The sequence below is a fragment of the Thalassospira sp. MCCC 1A01428 genome (assembly GCF_002115825.1).
GTDB lineage: Bacteria > Pseudomonadota > Alphaproteobacteria > Rhodospirillales > Thalassospiraceae > Thalassospira.
This window is the reverse complement of the sequence record NZ_JFJZ01000004.1, coordinates 270,865-288,890: the sequence shown is the minus strand read 5'-3', so window position 1 is coordinate 288,890 and position 18,026 is coordinate 270,865. Positions and strand designations below refer to the sequence as shown.

The following is an 18,026-nucleotide window of genomic DNA, read 5'->3' as shown; positions in this document are numbered from 1 at the left end:
CCAATTGAGTCCAGACCCTAAACAACTGGGTTGCTGACAACCACCTGAAGCATCACGACCCGATGTTTCAGCCTGCTGTCAGTTTGGAACGTCAGATTGCCCTTGTCACAACAAACCATTGTTTTCAAGGAACCCCGCAATGCTGAAAATCCTCGCCGCTGTACTTGCCCTGTCAACCTACGGCTTTTTGCCCTCCGTTGCGTCTGCTGACGAAATCAGCTGCAACACCCCCATGGACCAGTGGCAAAAACCCGACGCCTTGCAAACCAAACTGGAAAACCAGGGCTGGAAGGTCAAACAGATCAAAACCGAAGATGGCTGCTACGAAGTTTATGCGCTTGATGAAAATGGCAAGCGTGTTGAAACATTCTTTGATCCCTCGACGCTGACCGCCATCGACAAAAAAGACGAGGGTTGATCATGGCAGCCACCGTTAAAGTCTGGGACCCACTGGTTCGTATTTTTCACTGGAGCCTGGTCACATGTTTTGCGGTGGCCTGGCTTTCCGCCGACGTGATTAAAAACCTGCATGAATGGGCCGGTTACACAGCTGCCGCCCTGATTGGCTTTCGCCTTTTCTGGGGGCTGTTCGGGCCGCATTACGCCCGTTTCAGCCAGTTTGTGCGCGGCCCCAAAACAACGCTGGATTATTTACGCGCCATCCCCGGGGGCAAGGCTGAACGCTATCTGGGGCATAACCCGGCCGGTGCAGCCATGATTATTGCCCTGCTGGCCTGTATGGCGCTGGTCGCCACCACCGGCTGGATGCAAACCACTGATGCCTATTGGGGTGTTCGCTGGGTCCAGAATGTCCATGAATTTCTGGCAAATTGCCTGCTAACACTGGTCATTGGCCATTTGGCCGGGGTTATCATTGCCAGTTATCACCACCGCGAAAATCTGGTGCGCGCAATGGTTACAGGCCGCAAACGCATCGGTCACCAAAACGACATTCGCTAATCACCGATAACCAAATTCCCTCAGACAAACCCGGCAGGTAATCGTTCAGCCTGCCGGGTTTGTCTGACTCTATGCCCCTGCTGATCCGTCTCGAAGTTCGCTTTGGCAAACAGCGTGTTACTTGATAGCCCCCAACACGGCGAGACTTTCATAGCGCTTGATATAGGGTTTGACCAAAACCCGATCGACAAAGGCACTATAGTCTTCCATATCGGCGACTTTCACACGCAAAACAATATCATGCGCGCCCGTCACATGGTCGCATTGCACAATTTCCGGCGCTTTTTCCAACTCGGCACGCAACAAATTATACCGGTCGGGCCGGTCATTATTCAGGGTAATTAAAACCACCACGGTCATGCGTTTGCCAAACACACGCGGATTGACAACGGCGATGTCGCGCTCAATAACGCCGCTTTCACGCAAACGTTGCACCCGGCGCAAACATGCCGCCGACGATAACCCGACCTGCCGGCCCAGTTCACTCCCTGTTAACCGGGCATTTTCCTGCAACAATTCCAGCAATCGGCGATCAAATTTATCCAGCTCCGCCACGATGGCATACCCCCGGCACCAGTGTTTCCTGCTCGGGCAAACAATGGCCGAAGACAGGCGCGAAAAGAAATCGTTTTTTCCTGAAATTTGCGAATTTTCCGCGCAAAAAGCACAGGTTTGCGCCCTCTTCGCACCTGCGAAATCCTAATATGATGCTGGTTCGGACATGGTTCCGATCCTTCATTAGCAAACTGGGAGCCAGCATCATGTCTGGATACATGCCAACCACACCCCATCACTTTGATACTCACCGTACCATGCCATCCGGTGTCGATGCGCGCGGCACCGTATCCCTTCAGGGCTGGCTTCTTTTTTTGCTTGGCCAATGGGTGAAACGGCGCAAGGTCGCACGCGACATCGCATGGTTACAGCGCGCCCCGGCCCATATCCTGCACGATATTGGCCTGTCACGTGATGAAATCGAACGTGTTTGCAAAACCGGGCACAACCATATGCCATACTAGAACCAGCGCGTTATGGTGCCACAATGACACAACATCCGCGCCACCGGTGTAAGAAACCCCGTCACGGCCACGGCATCACTAACGAACACCTCAACACAAAAAAAGGAGCAAGCGTCCCCCGACACTTGCTCCCTTACCGCGTTTGCGGGCTCCCCAAACCGGGTATTTTTTTTCGGGTGATGCCTAGATCGCCAAATACTGATCACGCAAATCAGGGTCATCCAGCACCTCTTGCGAAGTGCCATCAAACACCACCTGCCCGGCATCCATAATAATGGCCCGGTCCGCCAGTTTCAGGGCGGCAATGGCATTTTGTTCAACAATGATGGTGGTAATCCCCAGCTCCTTGACACTTTGCAGGGTTTTTTCAATTTCCTGCACAATCACCGGGGCCAGGCCTTCGTATGGTTCATCAAGCAGTAAAATCTTGATGTCCCGCGCAAGTGCGCGACCAATCGCCAGCATCTGCTGCTCGCCCCCTGAAAGCGTAATTGCTTCCTGCAAGCGCCGCTCACCCAGGCGGGGAAACAGTTCGTAAATACGCTGGATGCTCCAGCCATGTGGCGGGGCGATCTGGGCAAGTTCCAGATTTTGCTCCACCGTCAGGCCAGGAATGATGCTGCGGTCTTCGGGCACCAGTTGCAGGCCGATGCGCGCCGCCTGCCACGATTTCATTTCATGAAGCGGTTGATGGTCCAGCCAGATTTCCCCATGTTTCAGTTCGGGGTTGGACATCCGCGCAAGGGTACGCAGGGTGGATGTTTTACCCGCCCCGTTGCGCCCTAAAAGGGCAACAATTTCGCCTTCGCGGATATCAAAACTGACACCCTGCACGATATAGCTTTCGCCGTAATAGGCGTGAATATCCCATACCGAGAAAAATGCCGGAGACGACCCGCGTGCAGGAACCGGCTTGGTTTTTGGCACCTGTGCATTCATAGGGTTTCTCCTCCGAGATAGGCTTCTTTAACCTTGGGATCATTACGCACTTCTTCGGGCGTGCCTTCGGCAATAATCGCCCCTTGGGCCAGAACGCTGATGCGGTCGGCCAGGCTGAACACCACATGCATGTCGTGTTCAATAATGATCTTGGTCATGCCGCGTTCCTTGATCCGTTGCAGCAATTCGATTGTGCTGTTGGTATCATGGCGCGACATGCCCGCTGTTGGTTCATCAAGCAAAAACAGCTTCGGATCCTGAATCAGGCACATGGCAAGTTCCAGGCGGCGTTTATCCCCGCGCGACATCGACCCGGCAATTTTATTTCGATCCGCAATCAGGCCAACATCTTCAAGGATATGTTCGGCCTCCTCGCGAATGCCGCGTTCGGCAAACAGGCTTTTGAAAATGCCAAAACTGAACTGGCCGTCGCGCTTGGCAAAGGCCGGGATCATGATGTTTTGCAAAAGCGTCAGATCCGGGAAAATTTCGGGTGTTTGAAACACCCGCGCCACCCCCAGCTGATTAATTTCGTGAGGTTGCTTGCCGGTCAAAACCTGATCGCCTAGCAACACCCGCCCGCGACTGGGCGCAAGCCGGCCGACGATCACGTTTAAAAAGGTCGATTTCCCGGCCCCGTTCGGGCCGATAATGGCATGAACCGTGCCTTCCTCGATCCGTAAATTAATGTTGCTAAGCGCTTGCAAACCACCAAAAGACTTGCTGACGTCGGTGACATCAAGAATGACATTACCCATTGATCAGACCTCCCCGGTGGAATGTTGTTTGTCAGACGATCCATCATCGACGTTTTTTTGACCCCGTTCGCGGATCATACGGCTGACTTTGCCATATCCTTCCATCAGGCCACCGGGCAGGAAAATCACAATCAGCATAAAGACAATACCCAGCAATAACTGCCAGCCTTCCCCGACAAACGGGCTGATAATGGCGGTAAGAATGTTGTTAAGCCAGTCGGGCAAGAACGAAAACATGTTGTGCAAAACGGTATCGTTGAAAGCCGAAAAGATGTTTTCAAGATACTTGATGATCCCGGTGCCCAGAAGCGGACCAATCAACGTACCGGCCCCGCCGAAAATGGTCATTAACACCACCTCACCCGATGCCGTCCATTGCATCCGTTCAGCCCCGGCCAACGGGTCGGTCATCGCCAGAAGCGAGCCTGCCAGCCCGGCATACATGCCCGAAATGATAAAGGCCGTCAGCAAATAGGGCCGGGTGTTGTAACCGGTATAGGACATGCGGGTCTGGTTGGATTTAATTGCGCGTAACTTCATGCCAAACGGCGAATGAAAGATTCGCAGAGAAACAAAAAACGCCAGGATCAGAATAACCGCGCAAATGTAAAACCCGCTATACCCCGTGCCCTGCAAGCCAAACAAATTGGTGTTTGGCAGGCCCGATGTGGCTTCGATTCCGGCCATGCGGTCAATCACGCGGGGGTCGGCCTGGTTTAATTGCAGGCCGGTTTCGCCATTGGTAATGGGTGTCAGTACCGAATAGGCCAGGTTATAGGACATCTGGGCAAAGGCCAGCGTCAGGATCGAAAAATAAATGCCCGAACGGCGCAGCGAGACAAAGCCGATCAGCCAGGCAAACAGCCCTGCCAGCAATGTCGCAAAGATAATCGCCGGAACCACATTCATCGATAAAAGCTTGAACGACCAGACCGCCGTATAAGACCCGACGCCCAGAAAAGCCGCGTGACCAAAGGACAAATAGCCGGTCAGACCAAACAGAATGTTATAGCCAATGGCAAAGATGCCAAAGATCATGAATTTTTGCATCAGGTCGGGGTAAGCCGCCCCGAAGGGCTGCAACCACAACGGCATGGTCAGCACCACCGCCGACAGCACAACCATATAAAGCAGTTCCTGCCGCGGGGTAGCGATTTGCGTGTTTGACATATCAGTTCTCCATCACGCCCCGGCGGCCCATCAGTCCACGCGGACGGGTCAGCAGGATAATCACGGCGACAAGGTAAATAATAATCTGGTCAATGCCCGGAATGATCGATTTAACCTCGGTCATCGAGGAAAAGGACTGCAAAATCCCCAGCAGGAACCCGGCGGCAACCGCCCCGCGCAACGACCCCATACCGCCAACGACCACAACCACAAACGACAGCACAAGGAAATCCATGCCCTGATGGTAATCGGGCGGTAGAACCGGCGTATACATCACCCCGGCCAGGCCCGCGACAACCGCGGCCAGACCAAACACAATGGTAAAGCGGCGTTCAATATCGATGCCCAGCAATTCAACCGTTTCGCGGTCTGCCATGCCGGCACGCACCACCATGCCGTAGGTGGTAAAGTTAAGAAACGAGAACACCGCCGAAATAATAACCACAGAAAACAGCAAATAGATCAGCCGCCACCACGGATAAACCACCGCATCGCCAAGGCCGATCCAGCTGCCAATCGCGGCGGACCCGGCCACGATATCGGGCGCACTGACCGGAATGGGGTTTGCCCCGAAAAAGGTTTTCACCAGTTCCTGCAACACAATCGCCAGGCCAAATGTCACCAGAATCTGTTCTGCGTGGGAGCGCTTGTAAAAATAACGGATTAGGCTGCGTTCCATAAGAATACCCAGTCCCAGCATTACCGGGATGGAAACGACAATGGAAATCGGCACCACCCAGTCGATAATCGCCGACCCGGTATTGCCAAACCAAAGTTCCAGATAAGGGGTTTCCTTATAGGCATCGAAAAACGTAACTGACGGGTCCTTGACCTTGACCGAAAGGGTCAGGATTTTTTCCATCGTCACAGCACAAAATGCGCCGACCATAAAGATCGCGCCGTGGGCAAAGTTGACAACACCCAATGTGCCGAAAACCAGCGTCAGACCCAGGGCAATCAGGGCATAGGCCCCGCCCTTGTCCAATCCGTTCAGGATTTGCAGAAAAATCGCGTCCATGAGCTATCCGCCGCCGAAACTATACAGGATATTTTCGGGGCCGCAGGGAAACCGGCCCCTCAGGGAAGGCAATGGTGCCGGGAACGCCCCGGCACCAAAGGAATGCAGCGAAAATCAGACCTTGTACGGGCCAAGTTCCCCGCCGAACATATCGGCCGGATATTCCACCTGGGCACGCGGCACATGCTTGACCACTTCAAGAAGGTCAAAGTTGCTTTGCGGTTTTTCTTTACCACGCACAACCAGCACATCCTTGAAGCACTGATGATCTTCGGCACGATACAGCGTCGGGCCATTGCCCATGCCGTCAAATTCGTAGCCTTCAAGCTGCTTGATCACTTCCCACGGCGCAAAAGTACCGGCCATTTCACAGGCATTTGCATACAGCAATGTCTGGACATAGCAGGTGTGGGCCGCCTGTGACGGCGGGAAGCCGTATTCCTGACCGAAGGATTTGACAAAGGCCTGCGACCCGTCATCGGTCAGTGACCAATGCCAGTTGGTGGTTCCCAAAATGCCTTTAGCGGCATCACCGGCACCCTGCGCCATCAAACGCGAATAAAGCGGCACGACAATTTCAAACTTCTTGCCGTTAACCATTTTGTCCTTCAGGCCAAACTGAACCGCCTGGGTCAGCGAGTTCACCATGTCCTTACCGTAATGGTTCAGAATCAGGACATCGGCACCGGAATTAAGAACCGGGGTAATATATTGCGAGAAGTCACCCGCACCCACAGGCGTACGCACAGTATTGACGGTTTCCCAGCCAATATTTTCAGTGGCCGCCTTGATCGATTCTTCCTGCGTCCAGCCCCAGGTGTAATCGGCCGTCAGATGATAGGCCTTGCGATCGCTGCCATATTCATCCTTCAAAACCGGCGCCAGCGCCTGACCGGACATATAAGCGTTAAAGAAATGGCGGAAGCCGTAACGCTTTTTGTCCTTACCGGTGGTGTCGTTGGAATGGGTCAGGCCGGCCATGAAAATAACGCCCATTTCCTGACACAGGCCCTGTACGGCAACGGCAACCCCTGAAGACGACCCACCGGTTACCATCGCGACATTGTCTTTTTCAATCATGCGCTTGGCCGATGCACGGGCAGCGTCGGACTTGGTCTGGGTGTCGCCCGTTACAAACTCGACCTTTTTGCCCAAAATACCGTTACCCTTCAGGTTGTTGGGCTTCATGGTATTAAGCATACCGCCGTCGCCTTCACCATTGAGGTGTTTGACCGCCAGTTTATAGGCACGCAATTCATCAGCGCCTTCATCGGCATAGGGGCCGGTCTGGGGCACGTTAAAACCAAGAACGATGCTTTTGTTGCTGCCGGGATCGCCACGAAATGAATCAGCGGCATAGGCATTACGAATGAAGTGCATCGGTGCGGTTGCACCAATAATTGCAGCACCCGTTGTTAAAGCCGACCCTTTTAAGACGGTACGGCGCGATACATTACGGATGATCTTATTCTCGGACATAGGGTTCCTCCCCAATTGCTGGGATGCGTTTCAGTGAAATGCAAAAGGCCGGGATTGTGTTGGGTGTTTTGTTATGCGACCTGACAAGACAATGGGGACGACTAGAAAATAAATCAACAACAGGTTGATAAAGAACATTTTTTTTGTAAAAATATGGATAACGGTTGTGAAAATTTGTAAATTTTGTCAAAAATAAGGAATGCACATGGCGCGGCAAGCCCCGATTGGTCACCGTATTCGCGGACGCCGCAAAGACATATCCATGACGCAAACCGCCCTTGCCAGCGCCGCAGGTATTTCGGCGTCCTATTTAAATCTGATCGAACATAACCGGCGCGCGATTGGTGGCGCCTTGCTGCTACGTTTGGCAGAAGCCCTGCAAATTCATCCGTCTACCCTTTCAGGGTCGGAAGAAAATCGCGTTCTGGCCGACCTGAGCGAGCTTGCCGCAGACCCGGTTTTTGGCGATACACCACTTGATCGCAGCGAATTTTCAAATGTGGTTTCCGCAGGGCCAGGCATGGTCAATGCACTTTTGGCCCTGTACCGCGCCTATCGCAGCGCACTGGACGATGTTGACATGATGTCGGAACGGTTAAGCCATGATCCGTATTTGACAGAAGCCAGCCATTCGATCCTGACACGCATTACCTCAATCCGTACCGTTGCCGAAATTTTCGACCATTACGACGACCTGCCACCGGCCCAGCGCACCCGGTTCAATGCGACACTGGTGCGTGAATCCGAACGGCTGGCCGAATCTGCCACCGAAATTTTCAGTTTTCTTGAACGCGGTGCCGCAGGCAGGCCCGCCGCCAACCCGTCCGAGGAAGTGGACGATCTTTTATATGACAACGCCAACCATTTCCCGGCACTTGAAGATTGCGCCGAAACATTGCGTGCGGGAATTGACCGGTCTGGCGGCTTGTTCCTGACCGACCTGATCAATCATTTGCAATCGCGCCACAAGGTCACGGTCGAACGTTTACGCCCCGAAGAATTACCCGCAAACGGCCATGTATGGGATGAAGCGCACAAACGATTACAGTTTTCGCGTGCGTTGCCCATCACGTCGGCCCGGTTTTTGGCGGCACGGGCGGTTTGCCACCTTGAAGGCAGCGACGCCGTGGAAAGCATTTTAAGCACATCGCGCCTGACGAGCGATGCGGCGCGAAACCGGGCCAAACAGGCCCTGATTTCCTATCTGGCAGCGGCAATTTTGTTTCCCTATGACAATTTCCGTACCGAAGCCCGTGAACTGCGCCATGATATCGAAATGCTGCAACAACGCTTTGCCGGCAGTTGGGAGCAAATCTGCCATCGCCTTACAACCTTGCGCCGCCCCGGCGAGGAAGGCATACCGTTTCACTTCCTGCGTACCGATATCGCTGGTAATATATCGAAACGGTTTTCCGCCTCGGGGTTACAATTACCACGGTATGGCGGTGCCTGCCCCAGATGGGCCGTTCACGAGGCCTATTTAACGCCGGAACGGGTGGTGCCGCAACTGGTGCAATTGCCCGATGCCAGCCAGTATTTGTTTGTCGCCCGGGCCGTGCGCACGGGCAATGGCGGTTACCGGGTACCGCAATCGGTGCATTCGGTCATGATCGGCTGCGATACGGCCTTTGCCCGCGATATTGTCTATGCTGACGGGGTACCAATGGACGATGCCCACGCCGCCGTGCCCGTTGGCATCAGTTGTCGGCAATGCCCGCGGGTGGATTGTTTGCAACGCGCCCATGCCCCGGCCGCCCCGGTGGCATAAGCCGCACACAAAATTAAACTGGATTTCGTGGCAACAGTGTCACACCCTAAAGTCGAATAAAATAAAAGACCGGAACACGTTAAGGTCCATTTTATAAAAAACCAAAATCGGGGAGAACGTCGTGACCGACAAACCAACGGTCCTGATCGCGGAGGACGAGGAAACAATTGTCGAATCCCTGGCCTTTCTGATGGAAAAGGAAGGCTTCACCGTTAGCATCGCCACCAACGGCCAAAGTGCCATCGACATCATCAGCCGGGATATCCCCGACATGATTTTGCTAGATGTGATGATGCCAGGACGGGACGGGTTCGACGTTGCCAGATCCGTTCGCGAAAATACCACCACAAAACATATTCCCATCATGATGCTAACCGCACGCACCCGCGAAATAGACCGGCGCAAGGGGCTGGAACTGGGTGTGGATGATTTTGTGACCAAACCGTTTTCCACCCGCGACGTGGTTGCCCGCGTCAAGGCATTGCTGGGCCGTGCCCCCAACCCGCACAGCTAAGCGGTAAACAAAGGCAGCACCCGCCATGACCCCACCGGCAAAACTGACCGAACGTGCCCTTGTGCTGGCCCTGACTGCCTTTTTGGCATGGGTGCCGCCGCTGGTGGGCATTTTTTCGCTGGATGGCACCCTTTTTGGCCTGCCGGTGCTGTTTGTTTATTTCTTTGCCGGCTGGGCTTTTTTCATTGCCCTGTGCGCCTGGATTACACGCAAATTGCGCCAAAGCGCGCAACCGGCGGAGGACATATAACCAATGCTGTCTTCCGAAGTCGTGATTGCCGTTTCGCTGATTTATGTCGGCCTGCTTTATACGATTGCATGGTGGGGCGACAAACGGGCGCGCGCCGGGCGGTCGTGGGTGCGCAACCCCACGGTCTATACCCTGTCGATTGCCGTTTATTGCACCAGCTGGACCTTTTATGGCGCGGTCGGGTCCGCCGCCCGTAACGGGCTGGAATATCTGACCATTTATCTGGGGCCGACCGTAATATTTCTGGGCTGGTGGTTTTTACTGCGTAAAATGCTGCGCATTTCCAAGGCACACCGCATCACCTCTATCGCCGATTTCATTTCATCGCGTTATGGCAAAAGTACGCAGCTTTCGGTTCTGGTGACATTGATCGCCGTTATTGGCACCACCCCCTATATTGCCCTGCAATTAAAAGCCGTTGCGACCAGCTACACCGTGCTGACCGTGTGGGGAAGTTCGGTATCGCAGCCATTTGTTTCCACATCGCATATTTTTGCCGATAGCGGGTTTTGGGCCGCTACCGGCCTGGCCCTGTTTGGCATTTTGTTTGGCACCCGCTTTATTGATGCCGACGAACACCACGAAGGCATGGTTGCTGCCATTGCCTTTGAAAGCCTGGTCAAACTGTTTGCCTTGCTGTCCGTGGGCATATTTGTGTGTTTTTTCATGTTTTCCGGGCTGGGCGATTTGTTTCATCAGGCAGCCCTGACCCCACGGACGGCAGGCCTTTTAAAACTGCAACCCGAAAGCGGCACACGCTGGTTTACCTTAATAGCCCTGTCAATGGCGGCAGTGTTAACCCTGCCACGGCAATTTCAGGTGATCGTGGTCGAAAACGTTGATGAACGCCACCTTGCCACCGCATCCTGGGCTTTTCCGGCCTATTTGCTGCTGATGAACCTGTTTGTTTTGCCTATTGCGCTGGCCGGTATGGGTGTGCTTCCCGACTGGGCCGACCCGGACTTTTTTGTGTTATCCGTCCCCCTGTCACAGGGGCAATCATTTTTGGCCCTGATTGCCTATGTCGGCGGGTTATCGGCCAGTACCAGCATGGTTATTGTGGCCGCCATCGCCCTTTCAACCATGGTGTGTAACGATCTGGTCATTCCTGCCTTGCTGCGTTTGCGCTGGCTGCGCCTTACCGAACGGGGCGATTTAACCGGACTATTATTGTTCATCCGCCGGGCATCGATCGTGCTGGTGGTCTTTATGGGTTATATCTATTACCGATCTGCCGGGGCGGGTGATGCCTTGGCCGAAATCGGCCTGATATCCTTTGCCGCCACCGCCCAATTCGTTCCCATTATGGTGGGCGGGCTGTTTTGGAAAGGCGGCACCAAAACCGGCGCGCTTACCGGGCTGGTCGCCGGGTTTGCCATTTGGGCCTATACGCTTTTACTGCCATCCTTTGCCGATTCCGGCTGGATCGACCCTAAACTGATTACCGAAGGGGCCTTTGGTCACCCGTGGCTAAGGCCCGAAGCCCTGTTTGGCCTGGATCATTTTGCCCCGCTGACCCACGCTTTGATCTGGTCAATCGCGCTCAATGCCGGGTGTTTTATTGTGGTTAGCCTGTTTACCAGTCAAGGCGGGCTGGAACGCATACAGGCGACCCTGTTTGTCGATGCCTTTTCGCGCAAGGGCGGCGAAACCGTGATCTGGCGGTCTTCGGCAACCATTGATGACCTTTACGAACTGGTCGAACGGTTTTTGGGCCGCGAACGCGCCTTTCATGCCTTTCGCGATTATGGCACATCGCGCCATACCGCCTGGCGGGGCAAAGGCGAAGCCAACGCCGATATGATCGCCTTTAGCGAACGGTTGCTGGCAGGCTCCATCGGGGCGGCATCGGCACGGGTGATGGTATCATCTGTTGCCAAGGGCGAAATGGTCAGCCTGGATGAAGTGCTGGAAATTCTCGAAGAAACCTCGCACGTGATCGAGCATTCCCAGCGACTTGAACAAAAATCGCGCGAACTGGAACGCGCCGCTGCCGAATTGCGGGCCGCCAATGACCGCCTTCAGGAACTTGATCGCCTGAAGGACGAATTTTTAACCATGGTCAGCCACGAATTTCGCACCCCGCTTACCTCGATCCGGTCTTTTTCTGAAATTCTGGTCGATACCCCCGAACTGGAAGCCGAACGTACCGAACGGTTTTTAAACGTTATTGTCCGCGAAAGTGAACGTTTAACCCGCCTGATTGACGACCACCTGGACCTGGCCCGCCTTGAAGCCGGCCATTCAGACTGGCAACCCCGCGATGTCGACCCAAAAGCCGTTTTGCGTGAAACGATAGATGCCCTTGAAGGTTTGTTTAACAGCCGCAACGCCAAATTACGGGTCGATATTGGCGGGGATACTGTCCATCTGTTTGTTGATCGTGACCGGTTAACACAGGTTTTTATCAACCTGTTGTCCAACGCGGCAAAGTTTGCCAACCCGGAAAAACCCGAAGTCTTTGTGCGCGGGGCCACACATAAAGACGGATACCTTGTTTCCATTTCCGATAACGGTGCCGGTATTGCCAGTGACGAAGCCCAACTGATTTTTAACAAATTTGCCCGGGGCGGCAAATATCCCGGCGACAAACCACGCCCGTCGGGCTCCGGTTTAGGCCTTGCCATTTCAAAACACGTGATCGAGCATTGCCATGGCCGAATTTGGGTGGAAAGCAAACCGGGACAAGGTGCTACCTTCCACATCTTTATCCCCGTAGCACAGCCCGGTGCCAATGCAGCGCAGTAACAGCCTGTTCGCCCAAAACATGTAATCCGACATAAAACAACGACTTGCAGCTTCTAGGATAAATCCTTTTTCCCCGTTTGGGCGGCCTGTAATTCCCTGTGCAAATAATCGATAAAAATACGAACCTTGGCGGATACATTGTGCTTTTCCGGGTAAACGGCATAAATATCGGCATCAACCTGCGCATATTGCGGCAAGACCAGCCGCAAACGGCTGGCATCCACATGGCGGGCAATATCCCATTCGGATCGCAACATAATGCCATGCCCATCAAGCACCCATTTCAGGGCAATTTCACCATCGTTACTGCTAAGCGTGCCATGCACACGCACGGTTTCGGAATATTGGCCGCGCTGCAGGCGCCACAGGTCATAACTGGCATTATCCTGGCGCAGGATAATGCAGTTATGTTCGTTCAAATCGGCCAGGGTGCGCGGCGTTCCATGCCGTGCCAGATAGGATGGTGCAGCACATAAAAAACGCCGGTTATCCTGCAATTTGCGGGCGCGCAGCCGTGAATTGGGCAAGCCGCCAAACCAGATGCCAATATCAAACCCCTCCTCGACCAGATTGATCGGTGCGTCACTTAACACCAGTTGCACCTCGACTTCGGGATAAAGATGCGAAAATTCCGAAACGACCGGGGCAAGATACTCACGCCCGAAACCAAAGGTCGCATTCACGCGCAACAGGCCCTTGGGGTTTTCGCGTGCGGTTGCCACGCGCTGCTCCAACTCCTCGATGTCGCGCATGATTTTAATCGCGCTTTGAAAATAAGCCTCGCCTTCGCTGGTCAGGCTGATACGGCGCGTCGTGCGGTTCATTAACCGCACCCCCAGCCGGTCTTCCAGTTTTGCCAGCCGTTTGCTCACGGCGGGTGGCGACAGGTTCAGCTCAAGTGCTGCGGCCGACAAATTGCCCTTGCGCGCCAGCAACACGAAAAAACCCAAATCACTGTCCGACGACATTATTAACCCTGACGACATAATGAAATGCAAATTCAGAAATTATACTAAACGAATAATAAATCTACACTTCGATTGTCCGCTTTGCAGTTTAAAAGCCCCCGCCGGCGTCCTACCGACCGGATTGTGCGGTATGTGAAACGGGCTGACGACAAATCCGACAACCGGGTATCGCCAATAATAACAATGCCTTGCCCGGTTTCGGCACCGATGCTGTCAATAATGACAGGTCGTGTGGATGTTAACATACGGGAGGAATACCAATGCGTAAGCTTGCGTTAGCAGCAGCCTTTGCCGCGACCCTGATTTCAGGCCCGGCCTTTGCCGAATACCCGGAAAAAACGGTTAACCTGATTTTACCGTTCAATGCTGGCGGTGAATCCGATGTGTCGGCACGTTTTCAACAACCCTATTTTGAAAAAATTACCGGCCAGCAAATGGTGATCCAGTATATGGCCGGTGCCGGCGGCGCCCAGGCCTGGTCACAACTTAATTCCATGGAGGATGATGGCTACACCCTGATGGGGATCAACCTGCCGCATACGGTTTTGCAGCCGATGGAAAAAGATGTCGGCTATGAAACCGACGATCTGGTGGCTGTGAACTATTTTCACTACACACCGAACGCCCTGTTCGTGCCCAAAGACAGCGAATTTCAAAACCTGCAACAGCTGATCGACTATGCCAAGGCCAACCCCGGTGTTGTCACCTTCAGTGGTTCGGGTTCCAATTCTGCCAACCAGATCGGCCAAACCCAGTTTGACGAACTTGCCGGCATTACCACCACCTACATTCCGTTTAGCGGCACCGGCCCGGCAGTTACCGCCATTTTGGGCAGCCAGGTTACCGCTGGTTTTAACTATGTCACATCCGGTGTGAATAACGGCGATGGCATGCGGATGCTGGCTGTTGCGTCCGAAGAACGGGTGAAGGCATTCCCCGATGTTCCGACCTTCAAGGAACTGGGGTTCGACTTGGTTGGCGGGGCGTATCGTGGTGTTGCGGTGCCCAAATCCACCCCGGAAGATATCCGTAAAAAACTTTCCGATATTATCAGCGAAATTAACAAAAACCCGGAATTCATCAAAAAGATGGAAGATGCCGGTTTTGTTCTGACCGACGTTCCCTATAGCAAAATGGCTGATTTTGTTGCGCAAAAGAAAAAAGAATACCGCGCAATTGGCGAAAAGCTCGGCATCGCTAACCGCTAAAAACAAGAAACGGGATCAGGGAGGATTACCACCATGGAATTGCTTGGCTATTTGTTAAGCGCGCTAACGCCGCTCAATATTCTTATGGCGCTAGGGGGCGTTATTCTGGGCACTGTCATTGGCGCATTGCCGGGTTTATCTGCCACCATGGCGGTGGCCGTTCTGGTCCCGTTTACATTTACCATGGATCCTGCCACCGGCCTGATTGCCCTGGGGGCAATCTATACCGGTGCCATTTATGGCGGTGCCTTTGCCGCCATTCTGGTCAATACACCAGGCACCCCGTCGGCAATTGCCACAACCTTTGACGGGTTCCCGATGGCCAAACGTGGCGATGGCAGCCTCGCAGTAACACTGGCAACGCTATCTTCTGTCTTTGGCGGTCTTGTCGGGGGTGTGTTTCTGCTGCTGTTATCGCCACCGCTGGCCAAAATCGCGCTGGCCTTTGGCCCGCCCGAATATTTCTGGCTGGCCATGTTCGGCCTTACGCTTATTTCCGCCCTGTCGGTTGGCAATACCCTAAAGGGCCTTATGGGCGGCTGCCTGGGCCTGATGCTGGCCATGGTCGGGGTTGCCGTTGTTGGCGGCGATCTGCGCTTTACCATGAACAGTCAGATCCTGCTGGGCGGCTTTGATATTGTTTCCGCCTTGATCGGCCTTTACTGCATCCCGGTTCTGATTGATCTGGTTGCCACCCGTGACCCGCATTTAAAGGTTGAAGCCGGTAATCGTGGCATCCGCCTGGCCGAAGCCTTTGGCATTGCCTGGCACAGCAAATTTAATGTTATCCGCAGCGCAGTTTTAGGTACCGTCATTGGCGTTCTGCCCGGTGCGGGCGGGTCGGTGGCCGGGCTGGTTTCCTATTCCGAGGCGCGCCGTTCTTCCAAACATCCCGAACGGTTTGGCAAAGGCGCACCCGACGGCGTTATCGCCACTGAAACAGCCAATAACGCCACCGTTGGCGGCGGCTTTATTCCGACTTTGGTTTTGGGTATTCCCGGTACGCCACCCGATGCCATTATCCTTGGCGCCCTTCTGGTTCAGGGCATCAAAATCGGGCCAACGCTTTTCACCCAGCAGGGCGAAATTGTTTACACCTTCATTTTCGGGCTTCTGATTGCAACGATTTTGATGTTGCCGGCCGGTTTGCTGATTGGACGCTATGCTTATAAGTCCATCGCATCCATTCCCAAAACCATGCTGGTGCCGACCATTGCCTTCCTGACCATCATTGGCAGCTTTGCCATTCACAGCAACATCCATGATGTGCAAATGATGTTTGGGCTGGGCATTGCCGGATGGATTTTGAACCGCTGCGGTTTTGCCCCGTCCCCCATCGTTTTGGGGCTTGTTCTGGGCCAGATCGCCGAACAGGGCTTTGTACAATCCTATCTGATCGGCAATGCACGCGGCGACATTCCGGGCATGTTCTTTGCCCGCCCGATCAGCGTTGGTATCATCGCCCTTGCCGCCTTTACCCTGCTGTTTCCATTTTACGCACATCACAAGAAAAACCGAGACCTTGCAAAACAGGCCGCAGAAAACCCCGAGATGGATATCATGGGTGATGCAAAAGCATCGGCCACCATTCCGAAAACCGGCTTGCTCAGCCAGCCGCGCGATATGCCCGGTACCGTTATTGCCCTGATACTGATCGTAATCTGTGCCTGGGCGCTCGGCCAAACACCGGCCATGACACCAATGGGGTCGGTTTTTCCCACCACCATTGCCTCGGTATTGCTTGTTTTTGCCATCCTTTTTGTCGGCATCAATATTTTGCGCAAAAGTGGCCCTAAAACGTCTGATCCTGCCAGCAATACCGAATCCACACCACGTCGCATTGGCCTTGTCGTTGCCATGGGTATCTGGATTGCGGCCATTCCGTTAATCGGGTTTCTCGCTGCCGGCATCCTTGCGTTTTTCGCGCTTATCGCGATCTCCAACTATGACGGCCTGCCGGCCAGATCCATCATCCTTCACCTGCTATCAGGAGGCATCATTGTCAGTGCAATGTATTTCCTGATGGCTGAAATCCTGCTGATCCGTATGCCACAGGGAATTTTGTTCTAGGCACCAGCAGACCGTAAAAACCGAAACACAGCAAACACAAGAGACTGAATATGAAGAATTATCGTATCGCTGCCATCCCCGGCGACGGGATCGGCAAAGAGGTTATTGCGGCCGGGATCGAGGTTTTAACCACTCTGGCCAAGCGCGATGGCAAGTTTGGCGTATCGTTCGACCATTTCGATTGGGGGTCGGATTACTACAAACAACACGGCATCATGATGCCCGCCAATGGCCGCGACCAGATTGCCGGTCACGATGCGATTTATTTTGGGGCTGTCGGCGCGCCCGATGTGCCCGACCATGTCACATTATGGGGCCTGCGCCTGGCGATTTGTCAGCCGTTTGACCAGTATGCCAATGTCCGCCCGACCCGGATCTTGCCAGGCATTCAAAGCCCGCTTCGCAATGTCAAACAGGGCGACCTGGACTGGGTGATCGTGCGTGAAAATTCCGAAGGCGAATATGCCGGTCAGGGTGGGCGCTCACACGTTGGCCTGCCCGAGGAAGTCGCGACCGAAGTGTCGATTTTTACCCGCGCCGGTGTCACCCGCATTATGAAATTTGCCTTCGATCTGGCGCAATCGCGCCCGCGCAAGAAACTGACCGTGGTGACCAAATCCAATGCACAGCGCAACGGCATGGTGATGTGGGACGAAATCGCCGCCGAAGTGGCCCGCGATTACCCCGATGTCGAATGCGATAAAATGCTGGTCGATGCCATGACCATGCGCATGACCTTAAAACCCGACACGCTTGACACCATCGTTGCCACCAACCTGCATGCCGATATTTTATCTGATCTGGCCGCGGCATTGGCCGGGTCGCTTGGCATTGCCCCCACCGCCAACCTGAACCCGGAACGCAAGTTTCCGTCGATGTTTGAACCCATTCATGGATCGGCATTTGATATTACCGGCAAGGGCATTGCAAACCCCGTCGCCACATTCTGGAGCGCGGTGATGATGCTGGAACATCTGGGCGAACAGGCGGCTGCTGACCGGCTGATGCGTGCAGTTGAACGCGTTACCGCCAACCCCGATTTGCACAGCCCCGACCTGGGCGGCAAGGCCACCACGCGCGAGGTGACCGACGCGGTTATTGCCGCCATCATGGGCGATAACAGTTAACCGCATCCAAGCTGGCTCCGCACCTGAAAT

At 54.1% G+C, this 18,026-nt stretch carries 17 protein-coding genes; 10 read left to right on the top strand and 7 right to left on the bottom strand.

Annotated elements, in window-relative coordinates; translation table 11 throughout:
* The first annotated feature begins 139 nt into the window (after positions 1-139).
* Together THS27_RS05765 and THS27_RS05760 are read left to right on the top strand one after the other, a co-directional pair.
* Positions 140-418, top strand: a complete 279-nt coding sequence (locus THS27_RS05765) for a PepSY domain-containing protein (RefSeq protein WP_085588742.1) — start codon at positions 140-142, stop codon at positions 416-418.
* A 2-nt stretch (positions 419-420) separates the two neighbouring features.
* The gene (locus THS27_RS05760) at positions 421-960 is read left to right on the top strand and encodes a cytochrome b/b6 domain-containing protein (protein ID WP_085588740.1); all 540 of its coding nucleotides are present in this window, start codon (positions 421-423) and stop codon (positions 958-960) included.
* 117 nt (positions 961-1,077) lie between these two features.
* On the opposite strand, the gene THS27_RS05755 is transcribed toward THS27_RS05760, so the two are convergent.
* Entirely contained in the window at positions 1,078-1,515 is a 438-nt protein-coding gene (locus THS27_RS05755) for an Lrp/AsnC family transcriptional regulator (protein WP_085588738.1), read from the bottom strand.
* Positions 1,516-1,721: 206 nt separating this feature from the next.
* Between THS27_RS05755 and THS27_RS26865 the strand changes: the two genes are divergently transcribed.
* On the top strand, positions 1,722-1,979 hold the full coding sequence (locus tag THS27_RS26865; RefSeq protein WP_168184830.1) for a DUF1127 domain-containing protein: 258 nt from the start codon (positions 1,722-1,724) through the stop codon (positions 1,977-1,979).
* A gap of 183 nt (positions 1,980-2,162) precedes the next feature.
* Here THS27_RS26865 and THS27_RS05745 read toward each other — a convergent pair whose 3' ends face one another.
* The 5 genes from THS27_RS05745 to THS27_RS05725 form a co-directional block, all read right to left on the bottom strand.
* On the bottom strand, positions 2,163-2,918 hold the full coding sequence (locus tag THS27_RS05745; protein WP_085588735.1) for an ABC transporter ATP-binding protein: 756 nt from the start codon (positions 2,916-2,918) through the stop codon (positions 2,163-2,165).
* Positions 2,915-3,676 carry an ABC transporter ATP-binding protein gene (locus tag THS27_RS05740; RefSeq protein WP_085588733.1) on the bottom strand — a complete coding sequence of 254 codons (762 nt, stop codon included), beginning with the start codon at positions 3,674-3,676 and terminating at the stop codon, positions 2,915-2,917. The genes THS27_RS05745 and THS27_RS05740 overlap by 4 nt, the downstream gene beginning before the upstream one ends.
* 3 nt (positions 3,677-3,679) lie before the next feature.
* Entirely contained in the window at positions 3,680-4,846 is a 1,167-nt protein-coding gene (locus tag THS27_RS05735) for a branched-chain amino acid ABC transporter permease (protein ID WP_085588731.1), read from the bottom strand.
* A gap of 1 nt (position 4,847) precedes the next feature.
* Positions 4,848-5,864 (bottom strand): branched-chain amino acid ABC transporter permease, encoded by a 1,017-nt coding sequence (locus tag THS27_RS05730; RefSeq protein ID WP_085588729.1) that lies wholly within the window; start codon positions 5,862-5,864, stop codon positions 4,848-4,850.
* 114 nt (positions 5,865-5,978) lie between these two features.
* The gene (locus THS27_RS05725) at positions 5,979-7,343 is read right to left on the bottom strand and encodes an ABC transporter substrate-binding protein (protein WP_139835483.1); all 1,365 of its coding nucleotides are present in this window, start codon (positions 7,341-7,343) and stop codon (positions 5,979-5,981) included.
* Between the two features lie 205 nt (positions 7,344-7,548).
* Here THS27_RS05725 and THS27_RS05720 point away from each other — a divergent pair, with 205 nt between their 5' ends.
* From THS27_RS05720 to THS27_RS05705, 4 genes are all read left to right on the top strand, one after another.
* On the top strand, positions 7,549-9,111 hold the full coding sequence (locus THS27_RS05720) for an XRE family transcriptional regulator (RefSeq protein WP_085588727.1): 1,563 nt from the start codon (positions 7,549-7,551) through the stop codon (positions 9,109-9,111).
* Positions 9,112-9,232: 121 nt separating this feature from the next.
* The gene (locus THS27_RS05715; RefSeq protein WP_246832853.1) at positions 9,233-9,625 is read left to right on the top strand and encodes a response regulator transcription factor; all 393 of its coding nucleotides are present in this window, start codon (positions 9,233-9,235) and stop codon (positions 9,623-9,625) included.
* Positions 9,626-9,650: 25 nt separating this feature from the next.
* Positions 9,651-9,875, top strand: coding sequence for a hypothetical protein (locus THS27_RS05710; protein WP_085588725.1), 225 nt, complete (start codon positions 9,651-9,653; stop codon positions 9,873-9,875).
* Positions 9,876-9,878: 3 nt separating this feature from the next.
* Positions 9,879-12,623 carry a sensor histidine kinase gene (locus tag THS27_RS05705; protein ID WP_085588723.1) on the top strand — a complete coding sequence of 915 codons (2,745 nt, stop codon included), beginning with the start codon at positions 9,879-9,881 and terminating at the stop codon, positions 12,621-12,623.
* A 53-nt stretch (positions 12,624-12,676) separates the two neighbouring features.
* Here the strand turns inward: THS27_RS05705 and THS27_RS05700 are convergent, their stop codons facing one another.
* A complete protein-coding gene (locus tag THS27_RS05700; protein WP_085588721.1) occupies positions 12,677-13,591 on the bottom strand; it encodes a LysR family transcriptional regulator in 915 nt (304 codons plus the stop codon).
* A gap of 260 nt (positions 13,592-13,851) precedes the next feature.
* Here THS27_RS05700 and THS27_RS05690 point away from each other — a divergent pair, with 260 nt between their 5' ends.
* The 3 genes from THS27_RS05690 to THS27_RS05680 are packed head-to-tail and all read left to right on the top strand — an operon-like array spanning position 13,852 to position 17,996.
* On the top strand, positions 13,852-14,799 hold the full coding sequence (locus tag THS27_RS05690; protein WP_085588717.1) for a tripartite tricarboxylate transporter substrate binding protein: 948 nt from the start codon (positions 13,852-13,854) through the stop codon (positions 14,797-14,799).
* A gap of 33 nt (positions 14,800-14,832) precedes the next feature.
* Complete coding sequence (locus tag THS27_RS05685; protein ID WP_085588715.1) at positions 14,833-16,869, top strand: tripartite tricarboxylate transporter permease; 2,037 nt, start codon at positions 14,833-14,835, stop codon at positions 16,867-16,869.
* A gap of 50 nt (positions 16,870-16,919) precedes the next feature.
* Entirely contained in the window at positions 16,920-17,996 is a 1,077-nt protein-coding gene (locus THS27_RS05680; protein ID WP_085588713.1) for a tartrate dehydrogenase, read from the top strand.
* The last annotated feature ends 30 nt before the right edge of the window (positions 17,997-18,026 follow it).

Bases quoted from the DNA above. Each gene is read 5' to 3' on its own strand.
- THS27_RS26865 (WP_168184830.1), top strand. From the start codon at position 1,722: ATGTCTGGATACATGCCAACCACACCCCATCACTTTGATACTCACCGT.
- THS27_RS05745 (WP_085588735.1), bottom strand. From the start codon at position 2,918: ATGAATGCACAGGTGCCAAAAACCAAGCCGGTTCCTGCACGCGGGTCG.
- THS27_RS05720 (WP_085588727.1), top strand. From the start codon at position 7,549: ATGGCGCGGCAAGCCCCGATTGGTCACCGTATTCGCGGACGCCGCAAA.
- THS27_RS05740 (WP_085588733.1), bottom strand. From the start codon at position 3,676: ATGGGTAATGTCATTCTTGATGTCACCGACGTCAGCAAGTCTTTTGGT.
- THS27_RS05725 (WP_139835483.1), bottom strand. From the start codon at position 7,343: ATGTCCGAGAATAAGATCATCCGTAATGTATCGCGCCGTACCGTCTTA.
- THS27_RS05700 (WP_085588721.1), bottom strand. From the start codon at position 13,591: ATGTCGTCGGACAGTGATTTGGGTTTTTTCGTGTTGCTGGCGCGCAAG.
- THS27_RS05735 (WP_085588731.1), bottom strand. From the start codon at position 4,846: ATGTCAAACACGCAAATCGCTACCCCGCGGCAGGAACTGCTTTATATG.
- THS27_RS05765 (WP_085588742.1), top strand. From the start codon at position 140: ATGCTGAAAATCCTCGCCGCTGTACTTGCCCTGTCAACCTACGGCTTT.
- THS27_RS05680 (WP_085588713.1), top strand. From the start codon at position 16,920: ATGAAGAATTATCGTATCGCTGCCATCCCCGGCGACGGGATCGGCAAA.
- THS27_RS05685 (WP_085588715.1), top strand. From the start codon at position 14,833: ATGGAATTGCTTGGCTATTTGTTAAGCGCGCTAACGCCGCTCAATATT.
- THS27_RS05730 (WP_085588729.1), bottom strand. From the start codon at position 5,864: ATGGACGCGATTTTTCTGCAAATCCTGAACGGATTGGACAAGGGCGGG.
- THS27_RS05690 (WP_085588717.1), top strand. From the start codon at position 13,852: ATGCGTAAGCTTGCGTTAGCAGCAGCCTTTGCCGCGACCCTGATTTCA.
- THS27_RS05760 (WP_085588740.1), top strand. From the start codon at position 421: ATGGCAGCCACCGTTAAAGTCTGGGACCCACTGGTTCGTATTTTTCAC.
- THS27_RS05705 (WP_085588723.1), top strand. From the start codon at position 9,879: ATGCTGTCTTCCGAAGTCGTGATTGCCGTTTCGCTGATTTATGTCGGC.
- THS27_RS05710 (WP_085588725.1), top strand. From the start codon at position 9,651: ATGACCCCACCGGCAAAACTGACCGAACGTGCCCTTGTGCTGGCCCTG.